12 protein-coding genes and 1 tRNA gene are annotated in these 16,052 nt (G+C 66.5%); 7 read left to right on the top strand and 6 right to left on the bottom strand.

Annotated features, from left to right (window positions below):
- Positions 1-8 precede the first annotated feature (8 nt).
- Together METFAM1_RS0111595 and METFAM1_RS0111590 are read left to right on the top strand one after the other, a co-directional pair.
- Positions 9-3,122, top strand: coding sequence for an efflux RND transporter permease subunit (locus METFAM1_RS0111595; RefSeq protein WP_019915429.1), 3,114 nt, complete (start codon positions 9-11; stop codon positions 3,120-3,122).
- A complete protein-coding gene (locus METFAM1_RS0111590) occupies positions 3,119-4,561 on the top strand; it encodes an efflux transporter outer membrane subunit (protein WP_019915428.1) in 1,443 nt (480 codons plus the stop codon). Before METFAM1_RS0111595 ends, METFAM1_RS0111590 begins: the two co-directional genes overlap by 4 nt.
- Before the next feature lie 6 nt (positions 4,562-4,567).
- Here METFAM1_RS0111590 and METFAM1_RS0111585 read toward each other — a convergent pair whose 3' ends face one another.
- A complete protein-coding gene (locus tag METFAM1_RS0111585) occupies positions 4,568-5,149 on the bottom strand; it encodes a bactofilin family protein (RefSeq protein ID WP_019915427.1) in 582 nt (193 codons plus the stop codon).
- A 352-nt stretch (positions 5,150-5,501) separates the two neighbouring features.
- Here METFAM1_RS0111585 and METFAM1_RS0111580 point away from each other — a divergent pair, with 352 nt between their 5' ends.
- From METFAM1_RS0111580 to METFAM1_RS0111565, 4 genes are all read left to right on the top strand, one after another.
- Positions 5,502-6,899, top strand: coding sequence for a HAMP domain-containing sensor histidine kinase (locus tag METFAM1_RS0111580; protein ID WP_019915426.1), 1,398 nt, complete (start codon positions 5,502-5,504; stop codon positions 6,897-6,899).
- Positions 6,889-7,380, top strand: a complete 492-nt coding sequence (locus METFAM1_RS20385; protein WP_019915425.1) for a hypothetical protein — start codon at positions 6,889-6,891, stop codon at positions 7,378-7,380. The genes METFAM1_RS0111580 and METFAM1_RS20385 overlap by 11 nt, the downstream gene beginning before the upstream one ends.
- Positions 7,377-8,753, top strand: coding sequence for a sigma 54-interacting transcriptional regulator (locus METFAM1_RS0111570; RefSeq protein ID WP_019915423.1), 1,377 nt, complete (start codon positions 7,377-7,379; stop codon positions 8,751-8,753). The genes METFAM1_RS20385 and METFAM1_RS0111570 overlap by 4 nt, the downstream gene beginning before the upstream one ends.
- Before the next feature lie 183 nt (positions 8,754-8,936).
- A complete protein-coding gene (locus METFAM1_RS0111565) occupies positions 8,937-9,281 on the top strand; it encodes a BON domain-containing protein (protein ID WP_019915421.1) in 345 nt (114 codons plus the stop codon).
- Between the two features lie 20 nt (positions 9,282-9,301).
- On the opposite strand, the gene METFAM1_RS0111560 is transcribed toward METFAM1_RS0111565, so the two are convergent.
- Together METFAM1_RS0111560 and METFAM1_RS0111555 are read right to left on the bottom strand one after the other, a co-directional pair.
- A complete protein-coding gene (locus tag METFAM1_RS0111560; RefSeq protein ID WP_019915420.1) occupies positions 9,302-10,072 on the bottom strand; it encodes an oxygen-binding di-iron domain-containing protein in 771 nt (256 codons plus the stop codon).
- 161 nt (positions 10,073-10,233) lie between these two features.
- Positions 10,234-10,312: transfer RNA gene (locus METFAM1_RS0111555), tRNA-Ile, on the bottom strand.
- A gap of 76 nt (positions 10,313-10,388) precedes the next feature.
- Here METFAM1_RS0111555 and METFAM1_RS0111550 point away from each other — a divergent pair.
- Entirely contained in the window at positions 10,389-11,549 is a 1,161-nt protein-coding gene (locus METFAM1_RS0111550) for an alkaline phosphatase family protein (protein ID WP_019915419.1), read from the top strand.
- 37 nt (positions 11,550-11,586) lie between these two features.
- Here METFAM1_RS0111550 and METFAM1_RS0111545 read toward each other — a convergent pair whose 3' ends face one another.
- From METFAM1_RS0111545 to dnaG, 3 genes are all read right to left on the bottom strand, one after another.
- On the bottom strand, positions 11,587-12,018 hold the full coding sequence (locus METFAM1_RS0111545; protein ID WP_019915418.1) for a CBS domain-containing protein: 432 nt from the start codon (positions 12,016-12,018) through the stop codon (positions 11,587-11,589).
- A 57-nt stretch (positions 12,019-12,075) separates the two neighbouring features.
- The gene (gene rpoD, locus METFAM1_RS0111540; RefSeq protein ID WP_019915415.1) at positions 12,076-14,097 is read right to left on the bottom strand and encodes an RNA polymerase sigma factor RpoD; all 2,022 of its coding nucleotides are present in this window, start codon (positions 14,095-14,097) and stop codon (positions 12,076-12,078) included.
- A 181-nt stretch (positions 14,098-14,278) separates the two neighbouring features.
- Positions 14,279-16,048: a DNA primase gene (gene dnaG / locus METFAM1_RS0111535; protein ID WP_019915414.1), complete on the bottom strand. Its 1,770-nt coding sequence runs from the start codon at positions 16,046-16,048 to the stop codon at positions 14,279-14,281.
- Positions 16,049-16,052 lie beyond the last annotated feature (4 nt).

Raw genomic sequence — 16,052 nt, 5'->3', positions numbered from 1 at the left:
GCCCGCACATGGCCCGCTTCTTCATCAACCGCCCGATCTTTTCGGGCGTCATCTCCATCGTCATCATGATCGCGGGCCTGGTGGCCTCGCTGTCGCTGCCGATCGCGCAGTACCCGGAAATTTCGCCGCCCACCGTCATCGTCACCGCCACCTATCCGGGCGCCAACTCGGAAACGCTGGCGCGCACGGTGGCGGCGCCGATCGAGGAGCAACTGTCCGGCATCGAAGGTCTGCTGTACTTCAACTCGACGTCGACCTCCAACGGCACCGTCACCATCACGCTCACCTTCGAGGTGGGCACCAATCCCGATACCGCGCTGATCGCGGTGAACAACCGAATTTCAGTGGCCGAGTCGCGGCTGCCGGAAGACGTGCGCCGGTCCGGTCTGGTGGTGCGCAAGCGCTCGAACAACCTGCTGATGATCGCCGCGCTGAAGTCGAACGACGGTCAGCGCGACACGCTGTTCCTGACCAACTACGTGCAGGTGAACGTGCTGGAGGAACTGCGCCGCCTGCCCGGCGTCGGTGACGCCATCGCCTTCGACGCGCCGTACGCGATGCGCGTCTGGCTGAAGCCGGACGTGATGGCACGCCTCGGCATCACGACCACCGAGGTGGCGGCCGCCATCCGTGTGCAGAACGCGCAGAACGCAGTCGGCCGCATCGGTCAGGAGCCGGTCACCAACGGCCAGCAGCTCACCTACACGGTGACCGCCAAGGGCCGCCTGCTCGACATTCCGCAGTTCGAGAACATCATCCTGCGCGCCGACGGGCCTGGCGGCGTGGTGCGCCTGAAGGACGTCGCCCGCATCGAACTCGGTGCCGAGAACTACGACCGCACGACCAAGGTGAATGGCACGCCGGTGTCGGGTATGGGTGTCTATCTGCAGTCGGGCGCCAACGCGCTCGACACCGCCAAGGCAGTGCGCGCCAAGCTCGACGAACTGTCGCAGCGTCTGCCCGAAGGGACTGAATTCATCATTCCGAACGACACCACACGCTTCATCAGCGAGTCGATCAAGGAGGTGGTGCATACGCTGGCCGAGGCCACCATCCTCGTCGTGCTGGTGGTGTGGGTGTTTCTGCAGAACTGGCGCGCCACGCTGATTCCGCTGATCGCGGTGCCGGTGTCGCTGGTCGGCACCTTCGCCGGTCTGTGGGCGCTCGGCTTCTCGATCAACACGCTGACGCTGTTCGCGATGGTGCTGTCGATCGGCATCGTGGTCGATGACGCCATCGTCGTGCTGGAGAACGTCGAGCGCCAGATGCGCGAGCACGCGCTGCCGCCCAAGGAGGCGTCGATGGCGGCGATGCGCGAGGTGTCCGGCGCGCTGGTGGCGATGGTGCTGGTGCTGTGTGCGGTGTTCGTGCCGGTCGCCTTCCTCGGCGGCATCGCCGGTCAGCTCTACCAGCAGTTCGCCGCCACGGTGGCGATCTCGGTGACGATCTCCGGCGTGGTCGCGCTGACGCTGACGCCTGCGCTGTGCGCGCTGATGCTGAAGGAGCACGAGGGCGAGGTGAAATTCTTCCGCCCGTTCAACCGCGGCTTCGAATGGCTCACCCGGCTGTATACGGGCACCGTCGGTGCCACGCTGCGCCATCGTGTGGTGGCGACGCTGCTGGTGCTGCTGCTGTTCGCCGGCGCCGGTTTCATGTTCCGCGTCGTGCCCGGTGCCTTCGTGCCGTCCGAGGACCAGGGCTATCTGTTCGGTTTCGTCACGCTGCCCGACGGTGCGTCGGCCGAGCGCACCGAGGTATCGTTCGAGAAGATCCGTCGCGTCATCAACGAGCACCCGGCGGTGGAGAACGTGTTCATGGTGCGCGGCATGGACTTCATCACCGGCAACAACCGGCCCAGCGTGGCGATGACTTTCGTCGTGCTGAAACCGTGGAAGGACCGCGCGACCACGGCCGACGACCTGCAGAAGGTGATCGCGGCCGAAGGCATGAAGCTGACAGACGGCATGGGCTTCATCTTCAATCCTCCACCGATCCAGGGTCTGGGCGCAGCCGGCGGCTTCGAGGCCTATGTGCAGGCGCGCGAGGATTCGGACGCGCGCAAGCTGGCGGCCATCACCGGTCAGCTGATCGCCGAGCTGAACAAGCGGCCGGAACTGGTAGACGTGAAAACCTTCTTCCGCGTGTCGTCACCGCAGCTCGCGGTGGATGTCGACGAGCCGAAGGCGCTGTCGCTCGGCATTCCGCTCGACGCGCTGTATTCGACGCTGCAGGCGACGATGGGCACGCTTTACGTGAATGACTTCAACCGTTCGGGCAAGACCTACAAGGTGCAGCTCGGCGCCGACGCCCCCTACCGGATGAAGCCGGAGGATCTCGGCAAGCCCTACGTGCGGTCGAACTCCGGCGCGATGATTCCGCTGTCGGCGGTGATCAGCGTGCGCACCGTGGTCGGGCCGGAAATGGTCGAGCGCTTCAACGGCTTCGTCGCCGCCAAGATTCTGGGCAATGCGGCCCCCGGTCGCAGCTCCGGTGATGGCATCGCCGCGGTCGAGGAGGTGGCGCGCCAGGTGCTGCCGGCCGGTTACACGCTGGAATGGGTGGGTCAGGCCTACCAGGAAAAGCGCACCGGCATCACCTCGGTGCTGGCGCTCGGTTTCGGCATCATCATGGTGTTCCTGATCCTCGCTGCGCAGTACGAGCGCTGGTCGCTGCCGCTGGCGGTCATCATGGCCATCCCGTTCGCCATCCTCGGCGCGCTGCTGGCGGTATGGATGCGCGGCATGCCGAACGACATCTACTTCCAGATCGGTCTGGTGGTGCTGGTCGGCCTGGCGGCGAAGAACGCCATCCTGATCGTCGAGTTCGCACTGCAGAAGCAGCAGGAAGGCATGGACGCCATCACCGCCTCGCTGGAAGCGGCACGACTGCGCTTCCGTCCGATCTGCATGACGGCGCTGGCCTTCATCCTTGGCGTCGTGCCGCTGGTCACCGCCACCGGTGCCGGTGCCGCGGCGCGCCGCTCGATGGGTACCGGCGTGTTCGGCGGCATGCTGGCCGCCACCTTCATCGCCACGATATTCATTCCGATGTTCTACAGCTGGATGGCCGGCCGCAAGGCGGCGCGCCGCGACGACGGCCCGGCCGACGAGGTGACCGCATGAGTCCCGCCGCCCTGAAAACGCCGCTCGCACTTGCCTGCGCCGCGCTGCTGTCCGGCTGCATGGTCGGCCCCGACTACGTGCGCCCGACGGTCGATCTGCCGGCACAGTACGCGCCGGCGCAGGACGCGGCGCCGGTCGCCGTCGCGCGTGGCTGGTGGAAGCAGTTCAACGACGACACGCTGAACACCCTGGTCGAACGGGCGCTGGCCGACAACGCCGACGTGCAGCGCGCCGCGGCACGGATCGAACAGGCCGACGCGCTGTTGCGCGAAGCCGGTGCCGCATTGTTCCCCGACGTCGGCCTCGAAGCCGGTGCCAGCCGTTCGCGCATCAGTGGCGTCGGTGCGCCGATACCGGCCGGCGCGCCGCTCTACCGCAACAGCTTCCAGACGGCGATATCGACCTCGTTCGAACTCGATTTCTGGGGACGGCTGCGCCGCGCCAGCGAGGCGGCGCGCGCGCAGGCGCTCGGCACGCGGCACGCGAAGGACACGGTGGAATTGACGCTGGTGAGCCAGCTGGTCGGTGGCTACCTGAACCTGCGCGCGCTCGACGCACAGCTCGTGCTGTCGCGCGACACGCTGGCCACGCGACGCGAGAACGTGGACATCCTGCGCAGCCGCGTCGAGCGTGGCCTTACCAACGAACTGGAACTGCAGCAGGCGCTCGGCGCGGTCGCGGCGATCGAGGCGCAGATCGCCGATCTGGCGCGCAGCCGCGGCATCGCCGAAAACCAGATCGCGCTGCTGACCGGCAATCTGGGCATGCATATCGAGGCTGGTGACCTGCGCAGCCTGCCGCTGCCGCCCTTGCCGCCGGCCGGCTTGCCGTCGTCGCTGCTCGACGCCCGTCCCGATGTGCGACAGGCGGAGGCGGAACTGGCGTCGGCCAATGCGCAGATCGGTGTCGCCAAGGCGGCGCTCTATCCGTCGATTTCGCTGACCGGCAACTACGGCTCGCAGAGCCGCGAATTGTCGGACCTGTTCAGCGGCCCGGCCAATATCTGGTCGCTGGGCGTTGCACTCGACCTCCCGCTGTTCGACGCCGGCCGCCGCAGCGCCCGCGTCGATCAGGCGACGGCGCAGCAGAAGCAGGCGCTGGCCGGCTATGTGGCGGCCATCCGCAACGCCTTCACCGACGTGCGTGACGCACTGGTGGCTGCCGAGCAGTACGCGCAGAGCGTGAGCGCGCTGCAGGCGCAGTCCGATGCCGCGGCGCGCAGCCTGCAGCTGGCGCAGAAGCGCTACGACGCGGGCTACTCGCGCTATCTCGAAGTGCTCGATGCGCAGCGCACCGCCAACGAGGCATCGCTGGCACTGGTGCGCGCACGCCAGGGGCAACTGGCCGAAGTGGTGAACCTGTACGCCGCGCTCGGCGGCGGATGGGGTGAGGAGGCTGCGGCCGCGCCGGACGACGCCGCAGCGTCGTCCTCACGCTGATCCGCTTCAACCGGCGAGCGCGGTCAGCGACCGCGGCTCGTCGGCTTTGCGCTCGACCGGCTTTTCCTTGCCGGCGCTGGCCAGCGATTTAATGTCGCCGGAAATTTCGCCGCCTTCCTCGATATGGATCTTGCCGTAGCGGATCTTGCCGCTGACGCGGCCAGTGGCGTGGACGATGAGTTGTTCGCGTGCGGTCAGCTCGCCGTCGAAATTGCCGTGGATTTCAGCCACGTCGATGCTGACGGTGCCGGAGTAGGCGCCGTTCTCGGCGATGCGGATGACGCGGCTGTCCATCGTCGCTTCGACCCGGCCTTCGACCACCAGCGTGTCGCAATCGAGAATTTCCGCGCCACGCAGTTTCACGTCCGGGCCGACGATGAGGCGGCTGCCGTGGGTGGGCGAGGGTTCGATCGCTTCCGGCTTCGACGGCTGCGGCGCGGGGATGTCGCGCTGCGGCGACAGGGCGGCCGGCGACGGTGTCGTGCTCACCGTCATGCCGCTGCCGGACGTGCCGCCGCCGCCCGGTCGTATCGTGCGCGGCAGCGTGGATTCGGTGGATTTCGGGAACAGGCCGGGCTTGTTGAACATGTCTTCTCCTTGAAAGTGGCTCGCACCGTGCGGCACGGCGCGCACCGACCGTTCGCAAGTCGTGTGCCTGGAGTTAAATCTAATATTGAATCAATGATTTACATGCTTCGATTCGACCTTTCCCGGCGCCTCTGCAGCGAATGCCCGCGATTCTGTCGCCGCAGCGCGACAGTCGGCTGCGTGGAAGGGGGCGCAGCGCCCATCACGACGTGCGCTGCGCCCTGTCGCCGAGGGGCGACACACCGCCCAGGCGTGGCGGATTTAACGTTCTGTTGCATTCCATTACCGGGCCTTACCGCGGCCCGCGTCCGGGCTGCCTAGACTCGGACGTTCACCGGAAATCCCTCGACCCATGCCTCATGCATCCTTCCGTACCACCCTGCTGCTGACCGTGCTGCTGATCGCCGGCGCGCTCGGTGCCGCAGCAGCAAGTGGCTGGATCATGCTGCAGGACTTCGCCCGCGCCAGCCGTGAGGCCGGCAGTGGGGCACTGAACCTGACGACGGCGATGCAGCAGATCGACGAACGCTCGCTCGACATGGCGCGCAGCGCGCGTCAATACGCCGTGCTGCGGGACGACGGTTTGCGTCACCGCTACGATGAGGCCCAGGCTCAGGCGCTGGCCTCGCTGGCGACGATGACCGCGAGCTTGCCGCAGATCGCGCAGCACGCGGACACGTGGCGACGTACTGAAGCTCAGTTGCGTGCCGTGTTCGACCTGCCAGCCGAGGCCGCCGTCGGCGACGCGTTGCCCGATCTCGCTTCGATCAACGATCGCCTTGCCGCCGGCGTGCGCGAGGCCATCGATGGCCGCAATACGGCGCTGCTCGACACGCTGGAGTCGAGCCGCGACACCTTGGCGACGCAGGTGCTGGCGGCCATCGCTCTCGCGCTCCTGCTCGCAGTGGCCACCGGCTGGTGGATACTGCGGCCGCTGAAGCGTGTAGAGCAGGCCATCGCTCGCCTCGGCGAGGGGCAGTTCTCGATGCCGGTGCGGGTGGGTGGCCCGGCCGATCTGCGCCGACTCGGTGAAAAGCTCGAATGGCTGAGGGTGCGGCTGGCCGATCTGGAGGCGCACCGCAATCGCGTGCTGCGCCATGTGTCGCACGAACTGAAGACGCCGCTCGCGTCGCTGCGCGAGGGTATCGCGCTGCTGCAGGACGGTGTGACAGGACAGCTCAGCGACGAGCAGATCGAAGTCAGCGGCATACTCGACGCCAATGCGCGCGCGCTGCAGGAACGCATCGAACAGCTGATCGGCTATAACGCGACGCAGTTCGACGCCCGCCACCTCGAGCTGAAGCCGACCGCGCTGCGTGCGCTGGCGCGCGAAGTGGCGGCCGACCTCAAGCTGCAGGCGCAGGCCAAGGATATCCGGCTCGACGTCAGCGGCTACGCACCACCGGTGCGCGGCGACGCCGCCAAGCTGCGCATCGCGCTCACCAACCTGCTGTCCAACGGTATCGCCTTCAGCCCGCACGGCGGTACCGTGCGGCTCGAACTGAGCAGCGACGGCGACACCACGCGCATCGACTGCATCGACGAAGGTCCGGGGGTCGCACCGGACGAGACCGAACGCATCTTCGAACCCTTCTTCCGCGGCAGCCGCCGCGCCCCGCGCCCGGACAAGGGCAATGGCCTCGGATTGGCCATCGTGCGCGAGTTCATCGCCGCGCACGGCGGTCGCGCACTGGTGCTGCCGGCCGAGCGCGGCGCCCACTTCAGGATTGAATTGCCCCATGCCAGCTGACGCCCGTCTGACCCGTCTGATCCGTCTGATCCCGATCGCGCTTGCGCTCACGCTCGCTGCCTGCGCCGGCGTGAAGCCCGCTCCATCCGCGCCGGCGGCGGCCGAAGCGCCGCAGCCGGCGGCGCTTGAGACACACACCAACACGGCGGAACGACAGTTGCAGCAGGCGATGCAGGCAGCTCAGCCGCGCGGCGGCAATCTGACGCGCGCGCGCACACAGCTGGAGGCACTGGTCGCATCTACCGACGATGAGGCGCGCGCATTGCAGCCCTATGCGAAGTCGCTGCTCGAACAGGTGGTCGAGCGCCAGCGTCTGGACGCTGCCAACGTCAAGCTGACGCAGCAGCTCGAACGCAGCAGCCAGCAACTGAAGGACAGCCAGGCGCGGGCGGACGAACTGCAGCGCAAGCTCGACGCACTGGCCGACATCGAACGCAGCCTGCCGCCCGCGCGCATTCCGTCGCGCGGCGTACCGCGGTGAGGGCGGACGGGCAGCATCGCCTGCTGCTGGTCGACGACGATACCGATCTGCTGCGTCTGCTGTCGCTGCGGCTCAAGGCCAGCGGCTATCGCGTCAGCACCGCCGAAACCGCCGAAGCGGCACTGACGCGACTCGCGGTCGAGCGCTTCAGCCTGGTGCTGAGCGACGTGCGGCTGCCGGATCGCGACGGGCTCGCGCTGTTCGACGACATCCGAGCGCAGCACCCGGCGTTGCCGGTCATCCTGCTGACCGCGCACGGCAGCATTCCCGATGCGGTGGAGGCGACCTCGCGCGGCGTCGCCGGATATCTGACCAAACCTTTCGACAGCGCCTCACTGCTTGACCGCATCACGCAGGCGCTGTCGCACGCCGCCCCGGCCGGCGCGGTGACGGCGATTGACGCCGGCTGGCGCGATGGCTTCATCAGCCGCAGCGCACGCATGGAGGCGCTGCTCGACGAGGCGCGGCTGGTCGCCGCCTCCGATGCCAGCGTACTGATACGCGGCGACAGCGGTACTGGCAAGGAATTGCTGGCGCGCGCCCTGCACCGCGCCAGCCCGCGCGCGCAGGCGCCTTTCGTCGCCATCAACTGCAGCGCGATACCGGACGCGCTGCTCGAATCCGAACTGTTCGGCCACGAGCGCGGTGCCTTCAGCGGGGCGGTGTCGCGCCACACCGGTCTGTTCCGCGCCGCGCACGGCGGAACGCTCTTCCTCGACGAGATCGGCGACATGCCGCCGGCACTGCAGGTGAAGCTGTTGCGCGTGCTGCAGGAGCGGGCGGTACGGCCGGTCGGCGCGACGCAGGCGGAGCCGGTCGATGTGCGCATCGTGTCGGCCACGCACTGCGATCTCGACGCCCTGCTCGCGCAGGGGCAGTTCCGCGAAGATCTGTATTACCGCATCAACGTGGTCACGCTGTCACTGCCGCCACTGGCAGAGCGGCGCGAAGACATTCCGCTGTTGGCCGAACACTTCCTGCGCACACTGGCGAGGAAGTACGGCAAGCGCCTGCGCGGCTTCGCGCCCGACGCGCTGGAGGCGCTGGCGACCGCGCACTGGGCCGGCAATGTGCGCCAGTTGCAGAATGTGGTCGAGCAGGCCTGCGCGCTGGCCACCACGCCGCTGGTACCGCGCGCGCTGGTCGATCGCGCGCTGCGTGTGAAGCCGATGGAGGCCTTGGGCTACGCCGAGGCGAAACAGCGCTTCGAGCGCAATTACCTGGTGCAGCTGCTCAAGCTCACCGCCGGCAATGTGACCGACGCGGCGCGCATCGCCGGCCGCAACCGCACCGAGTTCTACCGGCTGCTGCAGCGCTACGACCTGAATCCCGGCCTGTTCCGGGGCGATGTCGCCGAGATGCGACAGGCCTGAACGGCGCGGCGCGCGAGATTGCCGCCGACGGTCGTGCGCGCGTCGCCGCAGCCCGACGCAAGGCGGGCGCCGCCGTGCTCAAGTATCTGAATTCAAAGGCGGGCACGGTGTGGCACGACGCATGCTGGTGCGCGCACTCCCGCCGGCCGGACCGCGCCGCCAAAACAGATACGGAGGCACACCATGATCACCCGCCAGTCCATCGCGACCTTGATTACCACGACGGCCATCGCCTATTCGATCTGCTCGCCCGCTCAGGCGGCCAGTCTGGTCGCCGCCACGCAGGCGACATTGCGCGATCCGGTCACCGATGATCACGACCGCGGCCTGCAGCAGGCGATCAAGGGCGCTCTTGGCGACGACGAGGCCTTGCGCGGCTGCTATGTCGCGGTGAGCGCCCGCGACGGGCGCGTCACTTTGAGCGGAGTGGTGCGCGACGCGTCGCAACTGGCGCGTGCGCTGCAGACGGCGATGGCGGTCCCCGGCGTGCGCTCAGTCGACAACGCGCTGGAAGTGGCCGGGCGCTGAGTACGCTCCGGCGCGCCGGTTCAGGGCGCCTTGTAGTGAGCCTGCGTCATCAGGTCGACGCCGCAGGGCAGGTTTTCTATCCAGTCGACGAAGCGCTTCACCATCGCCTTGCCCTCGAAGCGGGCGCCGTGCTGCGGCACGATCATGTCGATGTCGAGTCCGCGCACCATGCTGGCCCAGTAGCGGCAGATCTTGTTCGACACCATATAGCGGCGGTGGAAGCCGAACATGTGCGGAATGTGCGCGTCGAAATCGCTGACCGGCGGCAGCGCTTCGCTGTGACCGATCATCGAGGCGCCCATGTCGCCGGAGAACAGGATTTTCGACACCGGGTCGTAGAACTGGAAATTGCCTTCCGAGTGCATGAAGTGCGCCGGCAGCGCCAGCATTTCCATGCCGCCGAGCGGAATCCGCATGCCTTCGTCCGGAATCGGAATGATGCGCGCGGTGTAGTCGCGGCCGGTCGTGAAGTGCGGCAGGAAGCGCGCCCACAGCTTCGAGATCATCACCTTGCACGAAGTGCTCACCATCCACTTGTTCATCGACGCGATGATGTCCGGGTCGGCATGCGAGGCGAGGATGAGATCGAGGTCCTTCGACGGGAAGTAGCGCTGCATCGACATCATCAGCCCGGTGTAGGTCATGTTGCCGCCGGGGTCGATCAGCGCGCCGTGTTCGCCGTCCACCACCAGGAACTGGTTGCACTGCACTGCATGGTCGGCGCCTTCGTCGACCAGATCGTAGAAGGCCAGGCAGACGTGCTTGCCGTTGTTGAACAGTTCGACTGCCATTGCCCATCACCCCCTGCCGAAATGCCGACTGATTACCAAGGCGACAGTGTGCCGCAAATCGGCGAGCTTTTAGGCGCCGGCCGCGGGGGGCTTGATGACGATCAATGGGCGGGCGGCCGGAGCGGGGGGCCCCAGCCGCGTGCGGGCTGGGGCGGGCGATCTGGTGGGCCCCCTGGGAGTCGAACCCAGCACCAACGGATTATGAGTCCGCTGCTCTAACCAAGCATGAGCTAGAGGCCCGGAAGGGAGCGGTACTATAGCAAAGGGGCGCCGTATCGGGGCCTGCGGAGCGGGTTTCGGAGGAGGGTGCCGGACGATGTGGCCGGATTTCGAGGGCGGGTCGATCGCCGATCTGATGCAGGATGTGGTGCGCGCGTGCGGTGGCGGGAGCGCCGGCGAGGGCTTGCGCGATGTGGACGCGTCAGCCTGGCGTGACGCGCGCAGCGTCGTTTTGTTGGTGCTCGACGGCGTTGGCATGAAGCAGCTCGAACTGCTGCCGGAAGACAGCTTTCTGCGCCGGCACTGCATGACGACGCTGACTTCCGTGTTCCCGTCGACCACCGCCGCGGCCATCACCACCTTCATGACGGCGCGGCCGCCGGCGGTGCATGGGCTGACCGGCTGGCACCTGCGTTGTACCGAACCGAGCCTGGACGGTCGCGTGCTCGCCATCCTGCCGGTCACACTGCGCGGCGACGGCGAGCTGCCCTGTTCGCAGGAGGAGGTGCTGGCGCGGGTGTGCCGGGCGCCGTCCGTGTTCGCGTCGCTGCCTGCGGCGTCACAGGTGATTTCGCCCGCCGACATTGCGCACTCGCCGTTCAATACGCTGCACAGCGCCGGTGCGGGGGTCGTCGGCTATACCGGACTGGAGGGGATGCTTACTGCGCTGACGGACGCGCTGCGTGCCCCGTCACCGCCTGCTTACGTCTACGCCTACTGGCCGGACTTCGACCATTGCGCCCACGTGCGCGGATGCGCCTCCGACAGCGCGCGCGCACTACTGTGTGCGGCCGATGCCGCGCTGGCCGCCTGGGCCGCGACGATGGCGGGCTGCGGCGTTCAGCTGCTGGTGACGGCCGACCACGGCTTCATCGATGCGCCGACGGAGCGCCTGATCGAAGTCGAACACCTGCCTTCGCTGGCCGACTGTCTCGCCGGTCCGCTGTCGGGCGAGCGGCGCGCGGTGTTCTGTCACCTCAAGCCGGGTCGGGCGCGCGATTTCGAAGGTGCGCTGCAGGCGCTGGACTGCGCCTGCATCCCGTGGCGATCGAGCGACCTCGTCGCGGCCGGGCGTTTCGGTCCGGGCGAGCCGCATCCGCGCCTGCTTGAGCGCATCGGCGACTACACGCTGGAAATGAAGGCGGACTGGACCTTGCGCGACACCGTGCCGGGCGAACGTGCGCACCGGCTAATCGGCGTGCATGGGGGCACGAGCGAAGCGGAAATGACGGTGCCGCTGGTGGGGAAGGTGCTCTGAGGGGTGCGGGAGCGCGTTCGCGCTCCCGCCGTGAAGGTCAGCTCGCGATATAGCTTTCGAGCTGCTTGATCAGGAACTGCTGGTACTCGATCGTTTCCTTGACCATGTCACCGATGGACACGACGCCGACCAGCGAACCTGCTGGGTCGAGCACCGGCAGGTGACGGATGCGCTTGTCGCTCATCAGCTGCATCGCCTGATCGACCGTCATGTCCGGCGTCACATGGATGAGCTTGCTGGTCATGATGTCGCGCACCGGCGTGGTGGCCGAATCCTTGCCCTGCAGCACCACCTTGCGCGCATAGTCGCGCTCGGAAAAGATGCCGGCCAGCGCACCGTTGTCGGTCACCAGCACGGCACCGATGCCGCGGTTGGCCATCACGCGCAGCGCGCTGATGACCGTGTTGTCCGCTTCGACGGTCGCGATCGGACCCTGCTTGCCTTCTATCACCTGAGCGATGGTCTTCACGGTAGGCCTCCCTGTTGTTTTCCGTGACGATGGGGTCGCTCAAGTTTCACACGAAAATCAGGTTTCCGTGTCGAGGAAGCTGCGCAGTTTTTCGCTGCGCGACGGGTGACGCAGCTTGCGCAGCGCCTTGGCTTCGATCTGGCGGATGCGTTCGCGCGTCACGTCGAACTGCTTGCCGACCTCTTCCAGCGTGTGGTCGGTGTTCATTTCGATGCCGAAGCGCATGCGCAACACCTTGGCTTCCCTCGGCGTCAGGCTGTCCAGCACTTCCTTCGTGATGTCGCGCAGGCTGGCGAACAGCGCAGCGTCGGTCGGCGCCAGCGTCGCGGTGTCCTCGATGAAGTCGCCCAGATGGGAATCGTCGTCGTCGCCGATCGGCGTTTCCATCGAGATCGGCTCCTTGCTGATCTTCAGGATCTTGCGGATCTTCTCTTCCGGCATTTCCATGCGGATGGCCAGCGTCGCCGGATCCGGCTCGGCACCGGTCTCCTGCAGGATCTGGCGCGAAATGCGGTTCATCTTGTTGATCGTCTCGATCATGTGCACCGGGATGCGGATGGTGCGCGCCTGATCGGCGATCGAACGCGTGATGGCCTGGCGGATCCACCAGGTCGCGTAGGTCGAGAATTTGTAGCCGCGACGGTATTCGAACTTGTCCACCGCCTTCATCAGGCCGATGTTGCCTTCCTGGATCAGGTCGAGGAACTGGAGACCGCGGTTGGTGTACTTCTTCGCGATCGAGATCACCAGACGCAGGTTGGCTTCGGTCATTTCGCGCTTGGCGCGGCGCATCTTGGCTTCGCCGGTGGACATCTGCTTGTTGATGTCCTTCAGTTCCTTCAGCGGCAGGCCGATGCGGTCCTGGATGTCGATCAGCTTGCCCTGTTCCTCGATGATGGCGGGGGCGGCACGCAGCAGCTGCGCGCCATTCGACTTGGCCGCGGTGATTTCGCCCTTGAGCCAGTCGATATTTACCTCGTTGCCCGGGAACACCTTGATGAAGTGGGCGCGCGGCATATTGCCCTTGTCGACGCACAGTTCGAGGATCTTGCGCTCGTGCTTGCGTGCCGATTCCACCATGTTGCGCACCGAGTCGCACAGCTTCTCGATCATGCGCGCGGTGAAGCGGATGTTCATCAGCTCATCCGACAGCTGCTTCTGCAGCTTCAGATAGGTCTTGTCCTGCGAGCCCTTCTTGTCCAGCGTCGACTGCATCTTGGTGTACAGCGCGCGGATGCTTTCGAAACGCTCCAGCGCGTCGGCCTTGAGCTGGATCAGCGATGCGCTCATCGCGCCACCTTCGCCGTCCTCGTCCTCTTCGTCGCTGTCCTCGTCCTCTTCGTCGGACGCTTCGGCGCTGGCGGCCGCTTCTTCCTCTTCCTCGACCGCGTTCGGGTCGATCAGGCCGTCGATCAGTTCGTCGATGCGCATCTCTTCGCGCGCGACGCGATCGGCCATGTCGAGGATTTCGGCAATGGTCGTCGGGCAGGCGGAAATCGCCTGGATCATGTGGCGCAGGCCGTCCTCGATGCGTTTGGCGATTTCGATCTCGCCCTCGCGCGTCAGCAGTTCGACCGTACCCATTTCACGCATGTACATGCGTACCGGATCGGTCGTGCGACCGAATTCGGATTCGACCGTCGACAGCGCCTGTTCGGCTTCCTCTTCGACTTCCGACGCGTCGACCACGGCCGGCGCGTTCTCGCCCATGAGCAGGTCTTCCGAAGCGGGTGCTTCGTCGAAGACACGGATGCCCATGTCGTTGAAGGTCGAAATGATGGATTCGATCTGCTCGGCGTCGACGATGTCGTCCGGCAGGTGATCGTTGATTTCGGCGTAGGTGAGGTAACCGCGTTCCTTGCCCAGCGCAATCAGCGTCTTCAGACGCAGGCGCCGCTGATCGGCGTCCATCGGTAGGGCGTTCGCTTCGGCGGAACCCGCCTTCGCTTTCAGATCCTTGGCTTTGGCGTCTTTGGCGGCCTTTGCACCGCGGGCGGTGACGGGCTTTGCGGCTGCAACAGGCTTTTCTGCGACTTCAGCCTGCTTGCGTGTATCCTTCGACTTGTCCTTGGCGACCATGTATATCCTCAGATCTGCGTGTAACCAGCGGCGAACCCGGCAAGGCAAAACCCTCACCGGATTGCCGTCCGCCTGCGCACAGGACCCCGTCGTACCGGGCCGGCAATGAGCCCGACCTATGTAAGCGGTCGACAGGGAAAACCCGTCATTATACCCGTTTTAGGGGTTGGCTTCTCGTCTTTCAAGTCCGCGCCTTCTCCCTGAGCAGACGGCCGAGTTCGGCCTGTTGCTCTGCGGTCAGCGGCGTCTGACGACCGAGCATCGTCAGATGGTTGATTGCGCGGGAAATTCCCGTCTTCCTCAGGTGCTGCAGGGTGTCGTCGAACATGTGCGGCAACGCACCTTCGTCCGCCGGGTCGTCGATCGCCGCGGCGACCGCGTCCTCGATCAACGGTCCGTGCGGGCCGTCCCTGAAGTACTCCACCAGTGCCGCCGTATTGCCGGCATCGATGTCGCCATGCTCGATGCAGTCGGCGATCGCCTGCACCGCCCGCAGCCAGGGGTCGTCGTCGATGTCTTCCAGGTGTCCGACCTTGCTGCCGAGCGCGGGGCGCTGCATCAGCATGCACAGCAGCTTGCGCGCCGGCGTCGTCGGTGCGACGCGCGGTGCGGCCGGCGCCGGCGGTGCGTTGTAGCGGCCGGTTCGGCGCGGCATGCGCAGGCCGCAGGCTTCGGCCAGCTCCTGCGCCGACAGCCCGACGGCCGGCGCCAGCAGGTGCAGCAGCTGGGTGCGTAACGCACCGGCAGGAATCTGCGTCACCAGCGGCTTGGCCTCGTTGATGAACTGCGCGCGCCCTTCGGCGCTGCGCGTGTCGCAGCGCGACTGCAGTTCGTGCAGCAGGTATTCGCTGAGCGGTTGTGCAGACAGTGCGAGCTGACGGAAACGTTCGGCGCCCTGTTCGCGCACGAAGCTGTCCGGATCGTGTTCGGTCGGCAGGAAGAGGAAGGATGCGCTGCGTCCGTCGCTCAGTTCCGACAGCGCTGATTCGAGGCCGCGCCACGCGGCCTTGCGTCCGGCGCGGTCGCCGTCGAAGCAGAACACGATGCGGTCGGTCTGGCGGAACAGCTTGTGGATGTGGTCGGGGGTGGTCGCCGTGCCCAGTGTCGCGACCGCGTTACCGACGCCGAACTGGGCCAGTGCCACCACGTCCATATAACCTTCGACCACCAGCACGAAGCCGTTGTCGCGGATCGCGGCGCGCGCCTGGGTCAGGCCGTACAGTTCGCGGCCTTTGGAGAACAGTGGCGTTTCCGGGGAATTCAGGTACTTCGGCTCGCCACGGTCGAGCACGCGGCCGCCGAAGCCGATCACGTTGTTCCGTGCGTCGAGGATGGGAAACATGACTCGGTCGCGGAAGCGGTCGTAGCGTCGGCCCTTGCTCTGGCCTTCTGACGGCTCGGCATCGATCACCAGCCCGCATTCGGCCAGCGCTGCAGCTTCGTAATCGTCGAAGGCTTCGCGCAGGCCCTGCCAGTCGTCCGGTGCGTAGCCGATGCCGAAGCGGGCGGCGATCTCACCCGAGAGCCCGCGGCCTTTCAGGTAGTCGATCGCGCGCGGGCTCTTTTTCAACTGCTGCTTGTAATGCTGTGCGGCGCGCGCCATCACCTCGGTCAGCGACGCCGCCTGCTGGCGGCGCTGTGCCATTTCCGGCGTGAAGTCTTCGCGCGGTACGGTCATGCCAGCGTTGCGCGCCAGTTCCTCGATCGCGTCCGGATAGCTCAGTCCGGAATATTCCATCAGGAAGCCGATGGCGCTGCCGTGCGCACCGCAGCCGAAGCAGTGGTAGAACTGCTTGGCCGGGCTGACCGTGAAGGAGGGGGTCTTCTCGCTGTGGAAGGGGCAGCAGGCCTGATAGTTGGCGCCGGCCTTCTTCAGCGGGACGTAGCGCTCGACCACGTCGACGATGTCGACACGGTTGAGCAGTTCCTGGATGAAGGACTGCGGGATCATCCCG

Origin of the sequence: Methyloversatilis discipulorum (genome assembly GCF_000527135.1) — a bacterium.
GTDB lineage: Bacteria > Pseudomonadota > Gammaproteobacteria > Burkholderiales > Rhodocyclaceae > Methyloversatilis > Methyloversatilis discipulorum.
Note: the sequence above shows the minus strand (reverse complement) of the source record. Positions and strands in the feature narration are given on the sequence as shown.